Below are 21,261 nucleotides of genomic sequence, written 5' to 3' on the forward strand. Positions count from 1 at the left end.
CCCCCGCCTCTAGGGGGCAGGCCTCTGTTTACAATCCCGAACATTGATTGCCCTGCCTCCTGACTAGTTGCCCTCTATGCTCAAACGCCTTGGTTATGTGGCGCTCTGTGTCTGCGCCCCGCTGTATGCCACGCCGCATATCGACAATGATCGCTTGCAGCAACTGGCAAATACGCAGTTCTGGATATCCTTGGGTCACTATGAGACGGCCAAGCTGGGTGGTTGGCGCAGCTATGTAGATGACCCCAAATTTTTTCTTGCCGCCAACGGTGCCCACGATCCGGCAGCGGAACTGAGCGCCACGCTCGATGCGATTTATGCGCCCGTCAGCAGCAACGACACCCTGGCTCAAAACAGCCACGCCCAATGCGTTTATCCGGCACGGACCCGTTGGCTGCGCGACCAACTGCAACTGACCGACCTGCCCGCCGTGGACTGCAAAGAATTCAAGCAATGGTTCAAGGACGTGGCACCCGACAGCGCCGTATTGATCTTTCCGGCCGCTTATTTGAACAGCCCTTCCTCCATGTTCGGTCACACCCTGTTGCGCATCGACCAGGCTGACGTGCAGACCAATCACACCGCCCTGCTCAGCTATGCGATTAACTTTGGCGCGTACATCGAAGGCATGGACAACAGCATTCTGTATGCGTGGAAAGGCTTGATGGGCGGTTATCCGGGCCTCTTCGCGCTGGTGCCCTACCAGGAAAAACTGTCCGAATACCGTAGCCTGGAAAACCGCGACCTTTGGGAATACCGGCTGAACCTGACCCACGAAGAAACCGGGCGGATGGTCGAGCATGTCTGGGAGCTCAAGCAGATTCGCTTCAGTTATTTCTTCTTCGACGAAAACTGCTCGTATCGCTTGTTGGAGCTGCTACAAGTCGCACGACCCGGCCTGAACCTGACTCAGCACTTCCCGCTGACCGCGATCCCGACCGACACCGTACGCGCCGTGAAAGACGCAGGTCTGGTGGAGCGAACCGACTATCGCCCGTCCCGAGAGCGTGAGTTGCTCAGCCGCGCCGCGCCCCTTGAGAGCGAAGAACAGCAATGGGTGCTGAAGGTCAGCGCCGATCAGAAACAACTGCAAAACAACGATTACCTGGCTCTGCCCAAAGAACGCCGCGCGTTGATTCAGGACGCCGCCTACCGCCTCGAACGCTATCGCGCCAACGGCCTGGAACGCGATACAGAACGCTCGCAGCGCAGTTTCGAGCTGCTGCGTGCGATCAACCAGAACCCGCCGCCACCACTGGACATCGCACGCCCGGGTTTGACGGAGGACGGCCACGAGTCTCGTACCTGGCAATTGGGCGCGGGCAGCCGTGATGACAAAGGGTTCGCCGAATATGGCCTGCGCATGGCGTATCACGACCTGAACGACAACGCCTATGGTTTCCCGCTGGGCGCGCAGATCGAGATTCTCCAGCTCAAATTGCGCCAATACGAAGGGAATCACTGGCAGGTCCAACAGTTCGATCTGGCAACCATTCGTTCGCTGACGCCACGCAATGCCCTACTCCAACCCTGGTCCTGGCAAGTCTCCGGCGGACTGGAGCGGGTGCTGGGCAAACATGAAGATGAAACCCTGGTCAGCCACGTCAACGGTGGCGGCGGCGGCACCTGGCAACTGACCGACGACATGCTCGGTTTCGCATTGGGCACCGTGCGCATCGAACACAACGCCGACTTCGCGGCCCTGGTTTCGCCTGCTGCGGGCTTCAACACCGGCCTGCTGTGGCGCAACCCGCTGGGCAATCTGAGCCTGGAAGCCAAGGGTGATTACTTCACCAATGGCGAAGTACGCCGCAGCATCAGCCTGAACCAGCAATGGGAACTGTCACGTAACCTTGGCCTGCGCCTGAGCGCCCAACGCGAGTACAGCCAACTGGCTTCGCCGATCAACGAAGTGATGCTGGAAATGAAGTGGTATCACTATTGATCTTAAGCGTCTTCACCGACGCTTTCGCAGACATCACAGATTTATAACGCCGTTTTTACGCGGCACTCACACATGCCCCCCTAGACTCGATACTTGAGTCGAGGAGTGGGCAATGAAGTGGCGTTGGTCTGTGCTGTGCTTGATCGTGTTTGTCGGCGGTTGTCAGTCAACCCGAGAACAGCTGTTGGCTGAAGGTTACCCACCGGCCTTTGCCGATGGCTTTCAGGATGGGTGTAGCAGCGGTCGTCAGGCTGCTGGCGTTATCAGCGGAGCGTTCAAGAAAAACGTCCCGCGCTACCTGAAAGATCCCCAATACGCCGAAGGCTGGGATGATGGCTTTCGCCAATGCAAGGCGATGGTGGAAAGCCGGGACCGCAACGACTACCGCGACCATTACTGGAATGAGCGCGACCAGCGATGGCAGCGTGAAAAGGATCGCGATAACGCCAGGGCTTATCGATCGCAATAGGTCGCTCTCAAGCAACTGACGCCCCTCAATCAGGGCCATCATGGTCAAAACCCAATACAGGGAGAAACGCCATGAGCCGCGCCTTCGTCAATGAAGATCAAGCCGCCGCGCAAGCTGACCAACCGGTGGAACGACGGGTCAGCGAGCAGCCCAACTACGTCACCGCCCGCGGCCTCGTGCAGCTACAGACGCACGTGACCGAGTTGCAGGCGCAGTACAGCGAACAATCGGCCCTCGGGGATCTGGCTGACAAGCAACGTCAGGCCGACATCGAGCGCGACCTGCGCTACTTCAACCAACGGCTGCACAGCGCCCAAGTGGTCGCATCGGCCCTGTCGACCGAGAAGGTGCACATCGGCAGCTGGGTGACGTTTGCCGATGAGAACGGCGCAGAGCAGCGGGTACAGTTGGTGGGTGAAGACCAGGCCGATGCGGCCAGCGCCTTGATCAACTGGGGCTCACCGCTGGGCCGGGCGCTGCTGGGCGCGCAACCGGGCGATGAGGTGCTATGGAAGCGCCCGGCGGGAGATCAGTTGATTGAGGTGATCAGGATAGAAGCGGATGTTTGATTTATTGCGATCACTTCGTGACCGTTCGCAGACACGTCAGCTCCTACGCCCTACGGGCAGAATCGAGAACCCGTTTGCTCATCGAAGGTCAAGACGGTATCTACAGTTGATCGCATTCCCCTGTAGGAGCTGACTTGTCTGCGAAGACGGCATATCAGGCACAGGCAATTTGCCTGAACTAACCCCACATGAAAACGGAGCCCGAAGGCTCCGTTTTCATGGCAGATCAAATCACGCCAGTTTCTTGTGACGTACTCGGTGCGGCTGGGCCGCTGCTTCGCCGAGGCGCTTCTTGCGGTCGGCTTCGTACTCGGTGTAGTTACCTTCGAAGAACACGGCTTGCGAGTCATCCTCGTAAGCGAGGATGTGCGTCGCTACCCGGTCAAGGAACCACCGATCGTGAGAGATCACAATGGCGGCGCCCGGGAAGTCGAGCAACGCTTCTTCCAGTGAACGCAGGGTTTCCACGTCGAGGTCGTTTGACGGTTCATCGAGCAGCAGCACGTTGCCACCCTCTTTGAGCGTCAATGCCAGGTGCAAGCGACCGCGTTCACCACCAGAGAGGTCCTTGACGAACTTCTGCTGATCGCCCCCTTTGAAGTTGAAACGGCCGACGTAGGTGCGCGACGGGATTTCATAGTTGCCGATGCGGATCACATCGGAACCATCGGAAACCGCCTGGAACACCGATTTGCTGCCGTCCAGATCGTCGCGGCTCTGATCCACGCATGCCAACTGCACGGTTTCACCGACTTCAATCGTGCCGGAGTCCGGTTGTTCCTTGCCCATCAGCATGCGGAACAAGGTCGACTTACCAGCACCGTTACCACCGATAACGCCGACGATCGCGCCTTTAGGCATGGAGAACGACAGGTTGTCGATCAGCACGCGATCGCCATAACCTTTGGAAACGTTCTTGAATTCGATGACCTTGTCGCCCAAGCGTGGACCGGCCGGGATGTAGATCTCGTTGGTTTCGCTGCGCTTCTGGAATTCCTGCGATTGCATTTCTTCGAAGCGTTGCAGACGGGCCTTGGATTTCGATTGACGCGCCTTGGCACCTTTGCGAACCCACTCCAGCTCGTCTTTCATGGCCTTTTCATGGGCCGACTGCTGCTTGGATTCCTGGGCAAGTCGATCGGACTTGGCTTCAAGCCAACCCGAATAGTTGCCCTCGTAAGGAATACCGGCGCCGCGGTCGAGTTCGAGAATCCAGCCAGCGACGTTATCCAGGAAGTACCGGTCGTGCGTGATCGCAACCACAGTGCCCGGGAAGTCATGGAGGAAATGCTCCAGCCAGGCCACGGAATCGGCGTCCAGGTGGTTGGTCGGTTCGTCGAGCAGCAGCATGTCCGGTGCGGACAGCAGCAGACGGCACAGGGCCACACGACGCTTTTCACCACCGGACAGGAATTCGATCTTCGCGTCCCAGGCCGGCAGGCGCAGCGCATCGGCGGCGACTTCCAGTTGACGGTCCAGGTTATGACCGTCGCTGGCCTGGAGGATGGACTCAAGCTTGGCCTGTTCGGCAGCCAGCTTGTCGAAGTCGGCATCCGGCTCTGCGTATTCGGCATATACCTGATCAAGGCGCGCCTGCGCATTTTTGATCACGCTGACCGCTTCTTCGACCACTTCACGTACAGTCTTGGTCGGGTCCAGCTGTGGTTCTTGCGGCAGATAGCCGATGTTGAGCTCTGGCATCGGCCGAGCTTCACCGTCGAACTCAGTGTCGACACCGGCCATGATTTTCAACAGTGTGGATTTGCCCGAACCGTTCAAGCCCAGTACACCGATCTTGGCGCCTGGGAAAAACGACAGGGAGATATTTTTCAAAATTTCCCGCTTCGGCGGCACAACTTTGCTCAGCCGATGCATGGTGAAGACGTATTGAGCCATGGAAAGAAAACCCGGTGTCTGTAACTGTGATAAAGCGCGGGCTTAGAGCGCGCCTCGAAAATAGCGGTACAATTTTATTTATCTCCGGCGCTTGCCGCCAGAGAGATTGACGCTTTGATTGAACGTGCGCCGACCGGACATCGATTGCCGACATCACGTTATCTGGATATGGATCAATGCTTGCAGGCAGTGAAATCACTATCGTTAGAAACGGCCTAAACCGCACATCGGGCAAAGCTACCCGAATGCACCCGTCAGGGCAAACCATCCAGCCCAATGGGACTGGCACTTCGCCACACATCAAGGCATGCTAGCCGCCCTTTGGGCGTCCGGCTTATAGTGCATTTCGCATTCGCCGCTTCAGTCCCGTCTTCAGGATTAAAGTTTGTCCACATCACTGTCCCCTTCTCCCCTGCGCACCCCTAGACGCGTACCCACGGTGCATTTTCGCGGCTCAGTGAAAGCTGTGCTCGCAGCCTTGGTATTGCTGATGGTTGTGCTGTTGTTCTGGCAACTGATGGATCAATTCCAGCAGACTCAGGACCGCCAGCGTCAGCGTAGTCTCGACTACAGCGCCCAGCTGGCCGATCGTTTGAGCCTGAACATGGCACTCAGTGCGCAGGGCGCGCTCAACGTCCTGGATAACACGAAAGCGCAAACCCCAACCGCCGCACAACAAGCGCTGATGCTGGACACCCTGCGCCAGAACCTGCCGTCATTGCGCAGTGCTGTCTGGTTGAATGCCGAAGGCGAAGTGGTTAAAGACAGCACCCGCAGCGATGCAGGTCCATCCAGCGACGCGACCTTCCTCGCGCAATTGATGCAGCGTGGTCAGGCGCATCCTTATTATTTCGGCAACGCACCGGATGGCTCACAGGTTTATTTGTTGGTGCGTCAGCCTGGCGAGACGACAAAAGGCTATTGGGTACTGCGCCTCGCGCCTGACGTGCTGACAAAACTTACTCACCAGACAACTCAGGATTTCCAGCCCATGTGGCTGCTGGAAAACAGTGTCAGTCAAACGGTGATCCATCGCGATGCCGCCGGCATGGACAGCCCGGAAGACGCCAGCCGTGAGGGTATCCAGAATGTGTTGCTGTCACCGTTGACCCATAGCGACTGGCAATTGCGCGGCCTGTTCGATGCCAGCAAGGCGCGCCAAGAGTTGCTGCCTGCGCTGATCGGCAAATGCCTGATCGGGCTGTTGTGTTCTCTGCTGCCGCTGCTGGCCCTTGCCAGCCTGCGCCGTCGCCAACGACAAATGCTTGAGAGCAAACGTCGTTATCAGGACATTTTCGACGGCACCGGCGTCGCGCTCTGCGTGCTCGACCTGTCAGGGCTGCTGGGCTACCTGGGCAAGCTGCAGGTACACAGCCGCGATGATCTGGACCGTGTACTGACGACGCAACCGCAGCTGTGCCCGGAACTGCTACAACAACTGCGCATTACCGAAGTCAATCAGGTCGCGCTCGATCTGCTGAAAATCGAATCCGGCGCCCAGGCGTGGCAGCACCTGATCGAGGGCTGCCCGAGCACCCGGCAAGGGATTGGCCTGCAACTGATTCACGCGGTACTCACCCGGCAGAGTCAACTCGAACTGGAAATCCGTCTGGCCAGCCCGCAAGGCGACGATCAGTACCTGTGGCTGGTGATGCGCTTGCCGGAACCGGCCGACTATAAGGCCGTGATCCTCAGCATCAGCGACATCAGCAGCCGCAAGCGCGTCGAACTGTCTTTGGTCGAGCGCGAAGGTTTCTGGTCCAATGTGGTGCGTACCGTACCGGATCATCTGTACGTGCAGGACGTCGTCAGCCAGCGAATGATTTACAGCAACCACCATCTTGGCGAAACGTTGGGCTACAACAAGGCCGAGCTACAGAAGATGGGCGAGTACTTCTGGGAGATCCTGCTGCACCCGGACGACGCCGAACACTATCAAGCCATGCGCCGACTGCAACGGCAAACCGGGCATGCCGAGTTGCTGCAATGCCAACTGCGTTTCCGTGATCACAATAATCACTGGCGTCGCTTCGATATCCGCGAGCAAGCGTTGGTGCGTGACAAGAACGACGTTGTGACGCGCATCATCGGCGTGGCCAAGGACATTACCGAACAGCTCGAAGCCAGCGAGTCCCTGCGCGACAGCGAACAGCGTTACCGGATGCTGGCTGAAAGCATCAGCGATGTAATTTTCTCCACCGACAGCGCGCTGAAACCCAATTACGTCAGCCCGTCGGCGCAGACCGTCCTGGGCTACAGCTCTGAATGGATTCTTAAGCACGGCTGGCAATCAACCATCGCCAACCCGCAGCAATTGATCAAGATGAATGCGCTACTCGAACGTGTCGCCAGGGCCGTGGGCAGACCCGACGAGCTGGCGAAATTGCGCGCGGACCTGCCGACCCAGCTGTTTCTCTTCGACTGCCTGCGAGCCGACGGACGCAAGATCCCGATCGAACTGCGCCTGATTCTGGTGTGGGATGAGCACGGGACCTTCGAAGGCATCCTCGGTGTCGGGCGTGACATCAGCCAGCAACGTCGTGCCGAAAAAGACCTGCGCATGGCCGCCACGGTATTCGAACACTCCACGTCGGCGATCCTGATCACTGACCCGGCTGGCTACATCGTGCAGGCCAACGACGCGTTCAGTCGCGTCAGCGGTTATGACGTGTCAGAAGTACTCGATCAACTGCCCACCCTGCTGACCGTCGATGATCAGCAGGAAGCGCACTTGCGTTACATCCTCAAGCAACTGCACCAACGCAGCAGTTGGGAAGGCGAAGTCTGGCTCAAGCGTCGCAGTGGCGAGCATTACCCTGCGTGGGTCGGCATCACTGCGGTGCTCGACGATGAGGGCGACCTTGCCAGCTACGTGTGCTTCTTCAGCGACATCAGCGAGCGCAAGGCCAGTGAACAACGCATCCATCGGTTGGCCTATTACGACGCCCTGACGCACCTGCCCAACCGCACCCTGTTCCAGGACCGTCTGCACACCGCACTTCAGCAGGCCGAGCGTCAGCAGGCCTGGGTGGTGCTGATGTTCCTCGACCTGGACCGTTTCAAGCCGATCAACGACTCCCTCGGCCACGCCGCTGGCGACCGCATGCTCCAGGAAATGGCCTCGCGACTGCTGGGTTGCGTTGACGACGATGACACCGTGGCACGTATGGGCGGTGACGAATTCACCCTGCTGCTGCAACCGGGGGCCACTCGGCAGATCGCCCTGAACCGCGCGATCCATGTGGCTGAACAGATCCTCGGCAGCCTGGTGAAACCATTCGTCCTCGAAGGTCGCGAGTTTTTTGTGACCGCCAGTATCGGCATCGCGCTCAGCCCGCAGGATGGCAATGAGCTGAGCCAGTTGATGAAAAACGCCGACACGGCCATGTACCACGCAAAAGAGCGCGGCAAAAACAACTTCCAGTTCTACCAAGCCGACATGAACGCCACCGCCCTTGAGCGTCTGGAACTCGAAAGCGATTTGCGTCACGCCCTTGAGCAAGAAGAATTCACGCTGTATTACCAACCGCAGTTCAGCGGTGACGGTAAGCGCCTGACAGGTGCCGAAGCCCTGCTGCGCTGGAACCACCCTCGACGCGGTCTGGTGCCGCCGGGCGACTTCATTCCGGTGCTTGAAGAACTCGGGCTGGTCGTGGAAGTCGGGGATTGGGTACTGATCGAAGCCTGTCGCCAGCTCAAGAGCTGGCACCAGGCCAAGGTCCGCGTGCCCAAAGTGTCAGTCAACATTTCCGCGCGGCAGTTCTCCGACGGTCAGTTGGGCACGCGCATTGCCAACATTCTCAAAGACACCGGCCTGCCGCCGGCGTGCCTTGAACTGGAACTGACTGAAAGCATCCTGATGCGTGAAGTCAACGAAGCCATGCTCATTCTGGACGGCCTCAAGTGCTTGGGCCTGAGCATCGCGATTGATGACTTCGGCACCGGCTACTCGTCGCTGAACTACCTCAAGCAATTCCCGATTGATGTGCTGAAAATCGACCGGACGTTCGTCGACGGCCTGCCGTCGGGTGAGCAGGACGCGCAGATCGCTCGCGCCATTATCGCCATGGCCCACAGCCTCAACCTGTCGGTCATCGCCGAGGGCGTGGAGACCCATGAACAGCTGGAGTTCCTGCGCGAACATGGTTGCGACGAAGTTCAGGGCTACCTGTTCGGCCGCCCGATGCCACCTAATCGCTTCGAAGCGCAATTCAGCAATGACGCGTTGTTCATGTTCGATTGATGGCGGCGGTGACCCACGTGAAAACCGCTTGTCTCCGACATGACTGCCTTTCATATGCCAGATAAAAGCCGATGGGTTAGAATGCCCTCCTTTTCTACTGCCCCGATCCTTGAGGACCGCCATGTTCAGCCGTGATTTGACTCTCGCCAAGTACGACTCCGATCTCTTTGCCGCCATGGAGCAAGAAGCTCAGCGCCAAGAAGAGCACATCGAGCTGATCGCTTCGGAAAACTACACCAGCCCCGCAGTGATGGAAGCTCAAGGCTCGGTCCTGACCAACAAGTACGCTGAAGGCTATCCAGGCAAGCGTTACTACGGCGGCTGCGAATACGTCGACGTGGTTGAGCAACTGGCTATCGATCGCGCTAAAGAGCTGTTCGGCGCCGACTACGCCAACGTCCAGCCACACGCAGGCTCCCAAGCCAACAGCGCGGTCTATCTGGCGTTGCTGCAAGCGGGCGACACCATTCTGGGCATGAGCCTGGCTCACGGTGGTCACTTGACCCACGGCGCCAGCGTCAGCTCGTCCGGCAAGCTGTACAACGCCGTACAGTACGGCATTGACGGCAACGGCCTGATCGACTACGACGAAGTCGAGCGTCTGGCCGTTGAACACAAGCCAAAAATGATCGTGGCGGGTTTCTCCGCGTACTCGCAAATCCTGGACTTCCCGCGCTTCCGCGCAATCGCTGACAAAGTCGGCGCTTACCTGTTCGTCGACATGGCGCACGTGGCCGGTCTGGTTGCTGCGGGCGTGTACCCGAACCCGGTTCCATTCGCTGACGTGGTCACCACCACGACTCACAAAACCCTGCGCGGTCCACGTGGCGGTCTGATTCTGGCTAAAGCCAACGCCGACATCGAGAAGAAGCTGAACTCGGCCGTCTTCCCGGGCTCCCAGGGCGGTCCGCTGGAACACGTAATCGCAGCCAAGGCCGTCTGCTTCAAAGAAGCCTTGCAGCCTGAGTTCAAGACTTACCAGCAACAAGTGGTCAAGAACGCCAAGACCATGGCCAGCGTGTTCATCGAGCGCGGCTTCGACGTAGTGTCCGGCGGTACCGAAAACCACCTGTTCCTGCTGTCGCTGATCAAACAGGACATCTCCGGCAAAGACGCTGACGCTGCCTTGGGTCGCGCGTTCATCACCGTGAACAAGAACTCGGTGCCAAATGACCCACGCTCCCCGTTCGTGACCTCCGGCCTGCGCTTCGGCACCCCAGCCGTAACCACTCGCGGCTTCAAAGAAGCAGAATGCAAGGAACTCGCTGGCTGGATCTGCGACATCCTGGCTGACCTGAACAATGAGGCCGTGATCGACGCCGTACGTGAAAAAGTCAAAACCATCTGCGCTAAATTGCCGGTATACGGCGCTTAATCGCCCCGTATTACTCGCGACATAAAAAAGCCCGGCTCTTGAGCCGGGCTTTTTTTGCTATATAAATACAGTCAAGCCTACAGCTATAACACCCCATTTATTGTCGATCCTTATTCCAAAAGACTCTTGAAACCTGTCACTTCTGACAGTAGATGCCCCCCCCAACAAACCCTTATGATTTTTTCTCGCCCGAAAATTAATTGGTTAGGAGATTTATCATGAGCACGGAAGTAGAAAACTCGTTCTTGGCCACACTTACCTATGAGGCAGGCCTGGACGCACGAAACAACCCCATTAACGTACCTATTGACTTTTCATACACCACGTTAGTTAGCGACACTAACACTAGCGCTGTAAATTCGGCGGGCGATGTCAGCGCTCATTTCGAAAACATACCTGATCAATATTTATATGCGAATGTTCTTGCTGAAAATCCCGTGCTGCTTTATTTCCGATACATCGAATCGACAGGCTTTTATAACATTTGGGTGCGAGACGGAAAGCAATTTGGCAAGTCCATAGCAAAAAGCAATAACGGATACATATACGCCGATTCCGGCGGCAAGCGAGTCGGCGACTTCAACTTGATTAGAAAGGGACAAAAAATAACGCTAGGCGATATCGAAGGGGATTCAGAAGCATCCATTCACCTTCAGCTAATTGCAGGTGGCTCTGGGGTCAACCTAGAACTTTATAACCGGATAACACCCGACCCCCACGCCCCAGACAGATGGTATGCATACGTCGTCGACAAGGGGTTTGGCAACGCACATCTTACGCTTCACATATCAAAAAGGAATGTTGATTATATAAATCCGTAAGGCAATTTTTTATTTGAATCATGGTGATGCTCCACTGAAACCAATTTGTTGGCGAAGCGTTGTATCCGACACGTCGCCTCGCCAACAAGTCTCCTATAAGGTGTTTGAAATCACCCGCGAAAACCCTGCCCTGATCTTCTCTTCCGGCAGTTCATCCGCAATAAACACAATCACACTTTCGCGCTTTTCGCCTTCACCCCATTCAGTGTCCCAATCAAAGCCATACAATTTCAGTACGCCTTGAAACACCATGCGCCGGGGTTCGTTGGCGATGTTGAGAACGCCTTTGTAGCGCAGCAGTTGTTTGCCGTGATCTTCCAGCAGTTCGTTCATGAACTCGCTGAGCTTGTCGATATCCAGCGGTTTTTCGGTGCGCAGGACGAGGCTGGTGATGCGATCGATGCTGCCTGCGCTGCTCACCGGCTTCAGCGGACGCAGCATCATGCCGCCGCCCACGTCGGCGTTGAGGTTGAAGCCGCGTACGTCCAGCAATTCAGCCAGATCAATATTGCCGTGTTCAACCACTCGAATCGGAGCACGACGGTTGATCCGGGTCAGTCGTTCGCTCAGGGCATTAAACGCGGCGTCATCCACCAAATCGCGCTTGCTCACCAACAGGCGATCAGCAAAACCGATCTGCGCCTGGGCGATGGTTTGGGTCAGGTGTTGCTCGGCATGGGCCGCGTCGACCAAGGTGATGATACCGTCGAGGAGATAACGCTCGCGCAGCTCCTCATCAATGAAGAAGGTTTGCGCCACCGGTGCCGGATCGGCCAGCCCGGTGCATTCAATCACCAATCGGTCAAAGGCGATCTCACCGCTGTCGAGCCGCTCAAGCAGCAAGTACAACGCCTTGGTCAAATCGGTGTGGATGGTGCAACACACGCAGCCGTTGGACAGGGTCATGACCTGCACGGGCTCGGTGCCGAGCAATTGGGTGTCGATCCCGGCATCGCTGAATTCGTTCTCGATGACGGCGATTTTCAGGCCGTGTTCAGCCTTGAGCAGATGGCGCAGCAAGGTGGTTTTGCCCGCGCCGAGAAAGCCACTGAGTACAGTGACCGGAATGGGTTGCGAAACAGTCATGCGTACTCCTGCGTTTAAATGCGCTTCATAACCAGACCCCATAAACGAAAACGCGCCACGACTGGCGTGGCGCGCGGGATCAGAGATGACTATCCATCAGAGGCTCAGCAGCATTTCGGGCCACCTTTGCCGCCGTAACGAGCCTCTTGGCGTTCACGAAAGAACGCTTCGTAGGTCATCACCGGCTTGTCCGGGTGCCTGATCTGCATATGCTCGACGTAATTGTCATAGTCAGGCATCCCCACCATCAGGCGGGCGGCCTGGCCGAGGTATTTCCCGAGGCGACTCAGGTCATTGAACATGTGCAATTCCTCCGTTGAAGCCCGGGTTCATCGTGCGTTCGGCAGCGCCTGGAAAGGCGCCTCTTTGTCCGTACGCCCTTTGGTGCCCCATGCTGCCACACCGACCTTGATCGCATAGAACAGGATCGCGAACACCACCACCATGAACAGCGCGGTCAGGGTAGCGTTGGTGTAGGCGTTGAAGATCACGTGCTGCATCTGATCAATGCTGTTAGCCGGAGCCAACACCTGACCGGCGTCCAGAGCTGTGCGGTACTTGGTCGCCAGTGCCAGAAAACCAACCGCCGGGCTCGGGTCGAACAGCTTGATGTAGCCGGCCGTGGTGGTGCAGATCAGCAGCCACACCGCTGGCAGCATGGTGACCCAGATGTAGCGTTGGCGTTTCATTTTGATCAGCACAACAGTCGCGAGCATCAGTGCAATGCCGGCCAGCATCTGGTTGGAGATGCCGAACAATGGCCACAAGGTATTGATCCCGCCCAACGGGTCGATCACGCCTTGATAGAGCAAGTAGCCCCACATCGCGACGCAGCCTGCGGTCGCGATCAGGTTGGCAGGCCATGAATCCGTGCGTTTAAGCGACGGCACGAAAGTACCCAGCAAATCCTGAAGCATGAAACGACCAGCTCGGGTTCCCGCATCCACGGCGGTGAGGATGAACAGCGCCTCGAACAGAATCGCGAAGTGGTACCAGAACGCCATGGTGTCTTTACCCGGCAGCACCTGATGCAGGATCTGCGCGATACCGACCGCCAGGGTTGGCGCGCCACCAGCACGGGCCAGCACCGTGGTTTCGCCGATATCTTTAGCCACCGCAATCAGCGCTTCCGGGGTAATGGTAAAGCCCCAGCTGCTGACGGTTTGCGCAACCGTGACCGCGTCGCTGCCGACAATCGCTGCCGGGCTGTTCATCGCGAAGTACACGCCTGGATCGATCACCGAAGCCGCCACCATGGCCATGATCGCCACGAAGGACTCCATGAGCATGGCGCCGTAGCCGATGTAACGGGAGTGGGCTTCGCTCTCAAGCAGCTTCGGCGTGGTACCCGACGCAATCAACGCGTGGAACCCGGACACCGCACCGCAGGCAATGGTGATGAACAGGAATGGGAACAGCGCGCCTTTCCAGACCGGACCGGTGCCGTCGGTGAACTGAGTCAGCGCAGGCATTTTCAGCTCAGGCGCAATGATCAGGATGCCAATCGCCAAGGCGAGGATGGTGCCGATTTTCAGGAAGGTCGACAGGTAATCCCGGGGCGCCAACAGCAGCCAGACCGGCAGTACCGCCGCAACGAAACCATAACCGACCAGCATCCAGGTGATTTGTACGCCGGTGAAGGTGAAGGCCTTGGCCCAGACCGGATCCGCAGCAATCTGCCCGCCGGTCCAGATCGACGCCAGCAGCAGAATCACGCCCACCAACGAGATCTCGCCAATCCGACCCGGGCGGATGTAGCGCATGTAGACACCCATGAACATCGCAATCGGGATCGTCGCCAGCACCGTGAACATGCCCCACGGACTGCCCGCCAGCGCCTTGACCACGATCAGCGCCAACACCGCGAGGATGATGATCATGATCAGGAAGCAACCAAACAAGGCAATAGTGCCCGGCACACGGCCCATTTCTTCACGGACCATCTCGCCCAGGGAGCGACCGTTACGTCGGGTGGACAGGAACAGAATCATGAAATCCTGCACCGCACCGGCGAACACCACACCGGCAATCAGCCAGAGCGTGCCGGGCAGATACCCCATCTGCGCCGCAAGCACCGGGCCGACCAGAGGACCGGCGCCAGCGATGGCCGCAAAGTGGTGACCAAAAAGAATGTGTTTGTTGGTCGGCACGTAGTCCAGACCATCGTTATTGAGGACCGCAGGGGTGGCGCGATTAGGGTCCAGCTGCATCACTTTGGTGGCGATGAACAGGCTGTAATAACGGTAGGCAACCAGATAAATCGCGATAGACGCGACCACGATCCAGAGTGCGTTGATGGCTTCACCGCGACGTAAAGCCACGACCCCCAAGGCAAACGCTCCAACAACTGCAAGGATCAGCCAGGGCACATGACGCAGCAGGCTAGTATTGTTTTTCATTTTTTTTATTTTCCAGCGAGTGATCTAGGAACAGACCTCCGAGTTTAGACTCAACAGCGCGAAAGGCCACCCCCCGAACAGGGTCCAGCGCGGGTTTTCGGCGACGAAAGACCAAGAACAGCTCGCAATCAACCCGCAGGGAAAATGTCGGCAGGTACAGGCCGGTTTATGACGCTATAGTCAGCGCTTCAGAGGGTGAAACCATGACCGAATCCAACGCAGAGCGTCGACGTTTCAAACGCATCGCTTTCGACGCCAAAACCGAACTCAGCCAAGGCCCGAACCGCTGGCCGGTGCGGCTGCTTGACCTGTCCCTCAAAGGCCTGCTCATCCAGCGCCCAACCCCATGGCTCGGCGACCCGGATCAACCCTTCGCCGTCGACATTCACTTGAGCGAAGACGTCGATGTGCGCATGGACGTCCAACTGACCCACGAAGACAACCAACAGCTGGGATTTGTTTGTTTGCATATCGGGCTCGAGTCGATCAGTCACCTGCGCCGCTTGATCGAGCTGAATCTGGGAGATATGGAGGAGTTGGAGAGAGAGATAAAGGCATTGGTTGAGGGTTGAGGTACCGCTTCAAAGTACCTCAACTCCTCACTGAGGATTAGCACCCACCGAGGCGTGCCTCATCCCTTTTTCAGTCTGTGCCAAACTTCGGCGAACGCGGGCCGTACAGGAGACCTGCATTGTGCCCGGCGGACAGTAGGCGCTGGCTTGTAATGCCTGCAATGGGATGGCTGGCGTCTGTCGAACTGTTGATAATCTGTTTCACAGCAGCAGTGATCAACATGCCGACTAGCCCGCCGCCGCTATTGTTATTCCCTTCATCGCTCGACGCGGTTGCAGTCCCGGTCCAGAGCGTCGTTCCGGTTTTCAGGTCCACGAGTTTCGCGGTTGCCGTTACGACCGTCTGACTGCTGATCACTATATAGCTAGTGCCGTACTTGATGACGGAGATATACAAGGCTGCGTCAGCACCAAAAATCTCTCTCAGCTTGGCTGGCGCCACTTGATGAATATCATTCGGCGTGGTCAGGCCATTCTGCCGGAAGGTTTCATCCACCAGTGCCACCGGCATCACGTAATACCCAGCCTCAGCCAACGGATACGTGATTTGCGACAGCATGCTGTAAGTGGCCTTTACATCAGGCGACTCATTCAGCGGTGGCAATACCACAATGCTACTCGGCCGGCTCTGCTTGAATGCCGAGTAATCAATTGTTTTCTGGGGCGCGCAGCCAGCGACCACGGCCACGACCCATAAACCCATGCACAACTTGAGAAATCGCGACATCACGTCTAGCTTCCTTTCTTAGCGTTCTTCAGCAAAAAATCCATGTACGTTGCCGACTCAGGGAACAGTACCTTCTCGGTCCGAAACTCTTGCACCATCTGATCATCTTTACCGACACTCAGGTACAGCAGCCCCAACTGCGCGTGATAACCAGGTGGCGCCAAACTGTTGGTCGAACGGATCTTTTGTATGTCCCGTTCCAATGCTTCGATCTGGGCCTCTTTAGGGTCCCCTTCAAAGTATTGATACACCTGCGGCTGGTAGCTTTCCCACTGGTATAACGTTTTCGGTGCTGGCGCGCATCCCGCCAACAAACCACTGCCCATTACCCCGGCAACCATCACGCCCCACGACACAAACGCCTTGCCCATAACTTTCATCCTTGTTGTTGCCCGTTACTGGCTGCCTGGTTTCCAGGCGCCATTGTCGAGTGCATTGACCAGATTGTTCACTGCCTCACGCATGGCAAGATCGAGAACCTTTCCGTTGAGAGTCGAGTCATAGCTGGCGGTGCCGCCGAAGCCAATAATTTCGCGGTTCGACAGCTCATATTCACCCGCACCCTGGCTGGAGAAGACCACCTCAGACGTAGAGATATTGACGATATTCAGCGCGACCTTGGCGTAGGCCACCTGCGACTTGCCACGTCCTAGGAGGCCGAAGAGTTGACGGTCGCCCGTTTCCTTACGGCCAAACTCAGTGACATCCCCGGTCACGACATAATCCGCGCCCTTGAGCCGCTGCGCCTGGCCCTTGATCAGGGCTTCTTGCTGGATTTCGCCCATGTTGTCGCGATCAAGCACATTGAAGTGATTGGTCTGCTGCATATGAGTAATCAGGATGGTCTTGGCCTGCCCTCCGAGGCGATCAACTCCGTCGGAAAAAATCCCGCGCATATAGCTCGAACGGTTATCGAACTTGCCGACCGCAATCGGCGTGCGCATACCGCTGTAGGCGCGGCTGGCACTTTCAACCTTCAGAACAGGCAAAGCCCTGGCGCTTTCCGTGACGGAACAGCCCGCCAACATACCGAGCGCCACGGGGAGTGCTCCCAGCAACAACAGTCGTGTTGTTTTTCTCACTTAAATCTCCTTGAAAGGGCCCACGCTGAGCGCTGCTCAACCAGCCGAGGCGGGCGAATCGGGACGCCGACGGCTTTATCGTCCAATAGGGACAGGTTTACTTCCTGGACAAATAGGCCACAAAAGTAAACGAAAGCCTCTTGATATTATTTACGATTACAACGTCATTTAGTTTCTTTGGTAAGCGTGCCGAGAGAGGCCTCTTTGACGAAGTAACGTCCTTCCGTATCGCCCAACAGGCTCAGGCTGTTCCTTGCCATCACAAACCCGACTTCAACATCCTGCTTAACGTAGACAATCTCCCCTGCACGCACGTTTACTTTCAACTCGGCCCAGTTTTCAGCCTTCGAGTTGAGGGTATGCGAACCGGGTGTAACGTAGAAATAGATGTACTCATTTCCACGCGTATAACCCATTTCAGAATGGGCCTCTTGGTCATCCAGGAATACGTTAAAACGAACCAGCGGACCTGCCGAACTTGGACGAATCACATAAACCAGCCCCTTCTCCGCAACAGCGGGCTTTGGCAGCGAATAACCTGCCAACTCACCTTGCATCGTGCTAACTGATGGCGCAGACGCACAGCCATAAAGCAGAACAAGCGCGAAGACGACGAACATCCTGGAGATATTCTTTATCACTTAAAACTTCCCTATTTTGGTGGTAATTGTTGACGCTGAACATCGCCTGAGACTCAGGGCGCGAGGAAGGCAATCAAGACAAGGCATTGCAATAAAAGAGACCTGACTTATTGAAGTGCCTTGGGATGTAATTTATATAACCGATATCCTCTTCCGCCCCATAGACAGGGCCATAATCCGTCTAGCCGCCATAGATATCAATGTGCCATCCATGGTAATCCGACGGCTTTGTGACGTCAATTTATCAATCTCCGGGCGTAATTGATTGCCTGTAAACCATGGTTGAGGAGGATGGCAGCCTGCACTTGGCAGGCCTTGAGTCCGTGTAACCGCCTGCTCTCAGGTGCGAAAATGGCTGACCATGACCTGCAGCTCATTGCCCAAGCGTGCCAGTTCGACGCTGGAGGCTGCGGTTTCCTCGCTGGCGCCAGCGGTTTGCTCGGAGATGTCGCGCACATTGAGTACGCTGCGATTGATCTCCTCGGCCACGGCACTCTGCTCCTCGGCGGCGGCGGCAATTTGCTGGTTCATCGACTGGATGGTCGACACTGTGCGCGTGATACTTTCCAGTGATGTGACGGCGCGACGAGTCAATTCGACGCTGCTATCCGTAAGGATACGGCTGCTTTCCATTACAGCAGACACTTCCTGTGTACCGCTTTGCAGGCTAGTGATCAGCCCTTCGATTTCTTCGGTGGATTTCTGGGTGCGCTGAGCCAGGCTTCGGACTTCGTCGGCAACCACAGCGAAACCCCGTCCCGCCTCTCCCGCTCGTGCGGCTTCAATGGCGGCGTTGAGCGCCAACAGATTGGTTTGTTGAGCCACGGCCTTGATCACATCGAGTACGCCACCGATTTTTTCGCTTTCTTCCTTTAGATGGTTCATCGCGTTGTTGGAGTTGCCGACCTCGACAGCCAACAGTTCGATTTGATCGATAGCCTCGCCAATAACCTTTTCGCCTGCTCGCGCCTCTTTATCAGCGGCGGCGGCAGCATTTGAGGCTTCTTCGGCGTTACGTGCCACTTCTTGTACGGTGGCGGTCATTTCGTTCATGGCGGTCGCGACTTGATCGGTTTCGACTCTTTGGCTGTTCACACCCGCACTGGTCTGTTCGGTAACGGCAGACAACTCTTCCGCCGCACTGGCAATCTGGGTGACACCCTTGCTGATGCCTCCAATCAGCTCGCGCAAGCTCACCGTCATACCCTGCATGCTGCGCTGTAACTGGCCAAGCTCGTCACGCCGCTCGGTCTTGATGTCATGACTAAGATCACCCGCAGCGATGCGCTCTGCGGCTTTCAGGGTTTCCAGCAGCGGATGGACTATCTGCGCCGTGATGACCCAAGCCGCGAGGATGCCCAGGGCCAACGCCAGCAGCGTGCTGATCACCAGCCATTGGCGAGCACTTTGCGCTTCGCTGTCGCGTGCAAGGCTTTGGCTGTCTATGAGCTTCTGGCTAAGCGCTTCCAGACTGACGCCCGAAGCGGCCATCAGATCGAGCGTTTCCAGGCTGGTGTGTACTTGCGCAGCATAGTTCTGCACATCCTTGCGGTACTGTTGCAGCACGTGTTCCGCTTGCGTCAGGCTGCCCTGCTCTCGAGACCCGGTCGCGGCGCGGACCTTGATCAGTTCGGCGGTGACCTGGTCAATAGTCGCCAGGGTTCCTTGCTCTTTGTTCGGATCATTGGTGTAGATGAAGCTGTACACCGCTATGCGGGCCTGCTGGATATGCACGGCGAGCAGGCTGACGGCCTGGAACTGGCTTAGACGCAGAGAGTCATCTTGCCCTTCAATCGCCGGGGCGCTCACAAGGTCATGGGTGGTTTCATTTAGCGCCTCGGTAATTTCCGCAGCGCTCTGCACCAACTTCGCGAGCGCTGCTTCACGGTCTTTAAAGGTTCGCTCGAGCGTGCCGAACCGGGCCCGGTAGTCCTCGACGATGCGGCCTTGCTCCTCGATAAGTTGCAGGTCCACAGGATTATTCATCACGCCGTTCAGAGACCGCTGACTGTCCTGGATACGCTCCAGCACGCCTGTCACTGCGGCGCTGTTTTGTTCGTTGCGCTCAGCCTGATAGCGCAGGCGGTTAACGCGCAAATCTTTAGTCAGGGCACTCAGGTTAGCAATTGCACTGATCTTGTTGCTGCGGTCAACCATATTATTGGCGCTGTGCCAGCCGGTCAGCGCGATCAATAAGGTCAGTAGCACCAACAGGCCGAAGCCCAAACCAAGCTTGGCATTTACACCGACATTACCCAAGGTCTGACTAAAACGTTTAAACATTGTATTTCCTCAAAGGGCTGCGAACTGACGGCCACAAACAGATGTGACAGCCAATCGGCTGGATATGGCCGATATCGGCCGTGTCCATGAGGAACTGTAGGGTGTGGGATGAGCGACTTTAGTCTGCTTGTGCCAGTGCACCATAAGAAACTAAGGGGTGCCAGAATGCAGTGATAGCTGCTGCCGTGGGTCCCTTGGTTGACCACCTCGCCGGTGGCTTGAAACGCCCCACACTCCGGCTTTCGAATGCATGATTCAGCCCTTGGAAAACCCGCGCATGAACGCCTGAAAACACCCTTTAGTTTTTCTTCCTGATTAGCTTGTTCATGTAGTACTTAAGGCTTAAACGATCTTTAGGCCTTGGCTTGTAGTGGGTTTTGTTTCGCTGTGCAGGATCAACTGCAACGGTTGACGCGGTGTAGTAATAAAGCGCAATGGACTTGCGCGACAGGTGCACGGGCGTACTCAAGGGCTCTGGGTGCCCATGATTGCTGTCTTTGTCTGTATTGAAAATGACACAACGATTATACACGGGGAGGATTTTCTTCAGGCACGTCTTCATGTCGACGTCCCAAAGCTCCAGGTGTCCGCCATATTCCTCTTTCCAGTCTTTGTTCAGGTAAATGATGATATTCAGCCTGCGCTCAATATTAAGCTTTTTGTTCAGCCTGAAATCAGAGTGCACTCCCAGGAAACCACCCGTTTTCGTTTCATGCAATCCGCCACCGCTGAAATAAGGATCGGGTATCAGACCTTCGATGCCCGTGAGTTTTTCAAGAAATTGCAGCATGGGTGCCGAGTTGAAGGCGCTGAAAATATTTCTCAGAAAGGGATCGCATTGAGTGGGATTTATTTGCCTTTTGTGCTGCCCCTTGTAACCGCGCTCGTAGAGCATTTCATTGTGAGTGGGTTCGATTGGAAAGTGCGAGCAAATGCCTGCAATCAGGTCTTCCGGCAAAAAACTATCGATTACGATGTGCGGAAATGGCGTGGCCTGAGTGTAGCCACTGGCGAGCGAGTGACCAAACGCGCTGGCGGCGTCCAAGTCAAAATCAAGTTCCGGGGTGATGGCGATGGGCAGTGTGTGGGGGATGGATGTCATTGCCGCTCCAATAGACTAATAATAAACATCATGGATGACGTTAAGTAATAT

17 protein-coding genes and 1 pseudogene are annotated in these 21,261 nt (G+C 56.7%); 7 read left to right on the forward strand and 11 right to left on the reverse strand.

Translation table 11 applies throughout. The features are described from left to right. The first annotated feature begins 76 nt into the window (after positions 1 to 76). The 3 genes from K0F75_RS14755 to K0F75_RS14765 all read left to right on the forward strand — a co-directional run bounded on the left by K0F75_RS14755 (position 77) and on the right by K0F75_RS14765 (position 2,983). Positions 77 to 1,945, forward strand: a complete 1,869-nt coding sequence (locus K0F75_RS14755; protein ID WP_219062612.1) for a DUF4105 domain-containing protein — start codon at positions 77 to 79, stop codon at positions 1,943 to 1,945. Positions 1,946 to 2,057: 112 nt separating this feature from the next. Further along, positions 2,058 to 2,414, forward strand: coding sequence for a hypothetical protein (locus K0F75_RS14760; protein ID WP_219062613.1), 357 nt, complete (start codon positions 2,058 to 2,060; stop codon positions 2,412 to 2,414). 71 nt (positions 2,415 to 2,485) lie between these two features. Then, the gene (locus K0F75_RS14765; protein WP_219062614.1) at positions 2,486 to 2,983 is read left to right on the forward strand and encodes a GreA/GreB family elongation factor; all 498 of its coding nucleotides are present in this window, start codon (positions 2,486 to 2,488) and stop codon (positions 2,981 to 2,983) included. A gap of 231 nt (positions 2,984 to 3,214) precedes the next feature. Here K0F75_RS14765 and ettA read toward each other — a convergent pair whose 3' ends face one another. After that, entirely contained in the window at positions 3,215 to 4,879 is a 1,665-nt protein-coding gene (gene ettA, locus K0F75_RS14770; RefSeq protein ID WP_219062615.1) for an energy-dependent translational throttle protein EttA, read from the reverse strand. A 385-nt stretch (positions 4,880 to 5,264) separates the two neighbouring features. Between ettA and K0F75_RS14775 the strand changes: the two genes are divergently transcribed. The 3 genes from K0F75_RS14775 (at position 5,265) to K0F75_RS14785 (ending at position 11,318) form a co-directional block, all read left to right on the forward strand. Continuing rightward, positions 5,265 to 9,122 carry an EAL domain-containing protein gene (locus K0F75_RS14775; protein ID WP_374028653.1) on the forward strand — a complete coding sequence of 1,286 codons (3,858 nt, stop codon included), beginning with the start codon at positions 5,265 to 5,267 and terminating at the stop codon, positions 9,120 to 9,122. A gap of 121 nt (positions 9,123 to 9,243) precedes the next feature. Next, positions 9,244 to 10,497 carry a serine hydroxymethyltransferase gene (gene glyA, locus K0F75_RS14780; protein ID WP_219062616.1) on the forward strand — a complete coding sequence of 418 codons (1,254 nt, stop codon included), beginning with the start codon at positions 9,244 to 9,246 and terminating at the stop codon, positions 10,495 to 10,497. A 218-nt stretch (positions 10,498 to 10,715) separates the two neighbouring features. Next, positions 10,716 to 11,318, forward strand: a complete 603-nt coding sequence (locus tag K0F75_RS14785) for a hypothetical protein (protein WP_219062617.1) — start codon at positions 10,716 to 10,718, stop codon at positions 11,316 to 11,318. A gap of 93 nt (positions 11,319 to 11,411) precedes the next feature. Here K0F75_RS14785 and yjiA read toward each other — a convergent pair whose 3' ends face one another. The 3 genes from yjiA to K0F75_RS14800 form a co-directional block, all read right to left on the reverse strand. Beyond that, positions 11,412 to 12,404 (reverse strand): GTPase, encoded by a 993-nt coding sequence (yjiA, locus tag K0F75_RS14790; protein ID WP_219062618.1) that lies wholly within the window; start codon positions 12,402 to 12,404, stop codon positions 11,412 to 11,414. A gap of 104 nt (positions 12,405 to 12,508) precedes the next feature. Continuing rightward, positions 12,509 to 12,706 carry a YbdD/YjiX family protein gene (locus tag K0F75_RS14795; protein ID WP_219062619.1) on the reverse strand — a complete coding sequence of 66 codons (198 nt, stop codon included), beginning with the start codon at positions 12,704 to 12,706 and terminating at the stop codon, positions 12,509 to 12,511. Between the two features lie 27 nt (positions 12,707 to 12,733). Next, positions 12,734 to 14,803 carry a carbon starvation CstA family protein gene (locus K0F75_RS14800; RefSeq protein ID WP_219062620.1) on the reverse strand — a complete coding sequence of 690 codons (2,070 nt, stop codon included), beginning with the start codon at positions 14,801 to 14,803 and terminating at the stop codon, positions 12,734 to 12,736. Positions 14,804 to 15,006: 203 nt separating this feature from the next. Here K0F75_RS14800 and K0F75_RS14805 point away from each other — a divergent pair, with 203 nt between their 5' ends. Beyond that, the gene (locus K0F75_RS14805; RefSeq protein WP_219062621.1) at positions 15,007 to 15,375 is read left to right on the forward strand and encodes a PilZ domain-containing protein; all 369 of its coding nucleotides are present in this window, start codon (positions 15,007 to 15,009) and stop codon (positions 15,373 to 15,375) included. A gap of 70 nt (positions 15,376 to 15,445) precedes the next feature. Here the strand turns inward: K0F75_RS14805 and K0F75_RS14810 are convergent, their stop codons facing one another. The 7 genes and pseudogenes from K0F75_RS14810 to K0F75_RS14835 form a co-directional block, all read right to left on the reverse strand. Then, entirely contained in the window at positions 15,446 to 16,105 is a 660-nt protein-coding gene (locus tag K0F75_RS14810; RefSeq protein WP_219062622.1) for a DUF799 domain-containing protein, read from the reverse strand. A gap of 2 nt (positions 16,106 to 16,107) precedes the next feature. Continuing rightward, entirely contained in the window at positions 16,108 to 16,473 is a 366-nt protein-coding gene (locus tag K0F75_RS14815) for a DUF4810 domain-containing protein (RefSeq protein ID WP_219062623.1), read from the reverse strand. Positions 16,474 to 16,497: 24 nt separating this feature from the next. After that, the gene (locus K0F75_RS14820) at positions 16,498 to 17,130 is read right to left on the reverse strand and encodes a CsgG/HfaB family protein (RefSeq protein ID WP_219062808.1); all 633 of its coding nucleotides are present in this window, start codon (positions 17,128 to 17,130) and stop codon (positions 16,498 to 16,500) included. A gap of 218 nt (positions 17,131 to 17,348) precedes the next feature. Next, entirely contained in the window at positions 17,349 to 17,741 is a 393-nt protein-coding gene (locus K0F75_RS14825) for a DUF2846 domain-containing protein (RefSeq protein WP_219062809.1), read from the reverse strand. A 423-nt stretch (positions 17,742 to 18,164) separates the two neighbouring features. After that, the gene (locus tag K0F75_RS26275; RefSeq protein ID WP_374028713.1) at positions 18,165 to 19,037 is read right to left on the reverse strand and encodes a methyl-accepting chemotaxis protein; all 873 of its coding nucleotides are present in this window, start codon (positions 19,035 to 19,037) and stop codon (positions 18,165 to 18,167) included. After that, a pseudogene (locus tag K0F75_RS26280) lies at positions 19,020 to 20,108 on the reverse strand (methyl-accepting chemotaxis protein); the annotation flags it as partial. The pseudogene K0F75_RS26280 and the gene K0F75_RS26275, both read right to left, overlap by 18 nt. Before the next feature lie 298 nt (positions 20,109 to 20,406). Next, the gene (locus tag K0F75_RS14835; protein WP_219062625.1) at positions 20,407 to 21,210 is read right to left on the reverse strand and encodes a 2OG-Fe(II) oxygenase; all 804 of its coding nucleotides are present in this window, start codon (positions 21,208 to 21,210) and stop codon (positions 20,407 to 20,409) included. Positions 21,211 to 21,261 lie beyond the last annotated feature (51 nt).

Origin of the sequence: Pseudomonas sp. UMAB-08 (assembly GCF_900095225.1) — a bacterium.
Taxonomy (GTDB): Bacteria; Pseudomonadota; Gammaproteobacteria; order Pseudomonadales; family Pseudomonadaceae; genus Aquipseudomonas.

Bases quoted from the DNA above. Each gene is read 5' to 3' on its own strand.
- K0F75_RS14755 (WP_219062612.1), top strand. From the start codon at position 77: ATGCTCAAACGCCTTGGTTATGTGGCGCTCTGTGTCTGCGCCCCGCTG.
- K0F75_RS14760 (WP_219062613.1), top strand. From the start codon at position 2,058: ATGAAGTGGCGTTGGTCTGTGCTGTGCTTGATCGTGTTTGTCGGCGGT.
- K0F75_RS14765 (WP_219062614.1), top strand. From the start codon at position 2,486: ATGAGCCGCGCCTTCGTCAATGAAGATCAAGCCGCCGCGCAAGCTGAC.
- ettA (WP_219062615.1), bottom strand. From the start codon at position 4,879: ATGGCTCAATACGTCTTCACCATGCATCGGCTGAGCAAAGTTGTGCCG.
- glyA (WP_219062616.1), top strand. From the start codon at position 9,244: ATGTTCAGCCGTGATTTGACTCTCGCCAAGTACGACTCCGATCTCTTT.
- K0F75_RS14785 (WP_219062617.1), top strand. From the start codon at position 10,716: ATGAGCACGGAAGTAGAAAACTCGTTCTTGGCCACACTTACCTATGAG.
- yjiA (WP_219062618.1), bottom strand. From the start codon at position 12,404: ATGACTGTTTCGCAACCCATTCCGGTCACTGTACTCAGTGGCTTTCTC.
- K0F75_RS14795 (WP_219062619.1), bottom strand. From the start codon at position 12,706: ATGTTCAATGACCTGAGTCGCCTCGGGAAATACCTCGGCCAGGCCGCC.
- K0F75_RS14800 (WP_219062620.1), bottom strand. From the start codon at position 14,803: ATGAAAAACAATACTAGCCTGCTGCGTCATGTGCCCTGGCTGATCCTT.
- K0F75_RS14805 (WP_219062621.1), top strand. From the start codon at position 15,007: ATGACCGAATCCAACGCAGAGCGTCGACGTTTCAAACGCATCGCTTTC.
- K0F75_RS14815 (WP_219062623.1), bottom strand. From the start codon at position 16,473: ATGGGCAAGGCGTTTGTGTCGTGGGGCGTGATGGTTGCCGGGGTAATG.
- K0F75_RS14820 (WP_219062808.1), bottom strand. From the start codon at position 17,130: ATGTTGGCGGGCTGTTCCGTCACGGAAAGCGCCAGGGCTTTGCCTGTT.
- K0F75_RS14825 (WP_219062809.1), bottom strand. From the start codon at position 17,741: ATGCAAGGTGAGTTGGCAGGTTATTCGCTGCCAAAGCCCGCTGTTGCG.
- K0F75_RS26275 (WP_374028713.1), bottom strand. From the start codon at position 19,037: ATGCAGGGTATGACGGTGAGCTTGCGCGAGCTGATTGGAGGCATCAGC.
- K0F75_RS14835 (WP_219062625.1), bottom strand. From the start codon at position 21,210: ATGACATCCATCCCCCACACACTGCCCATCGCCATCACCCCGGAACTT.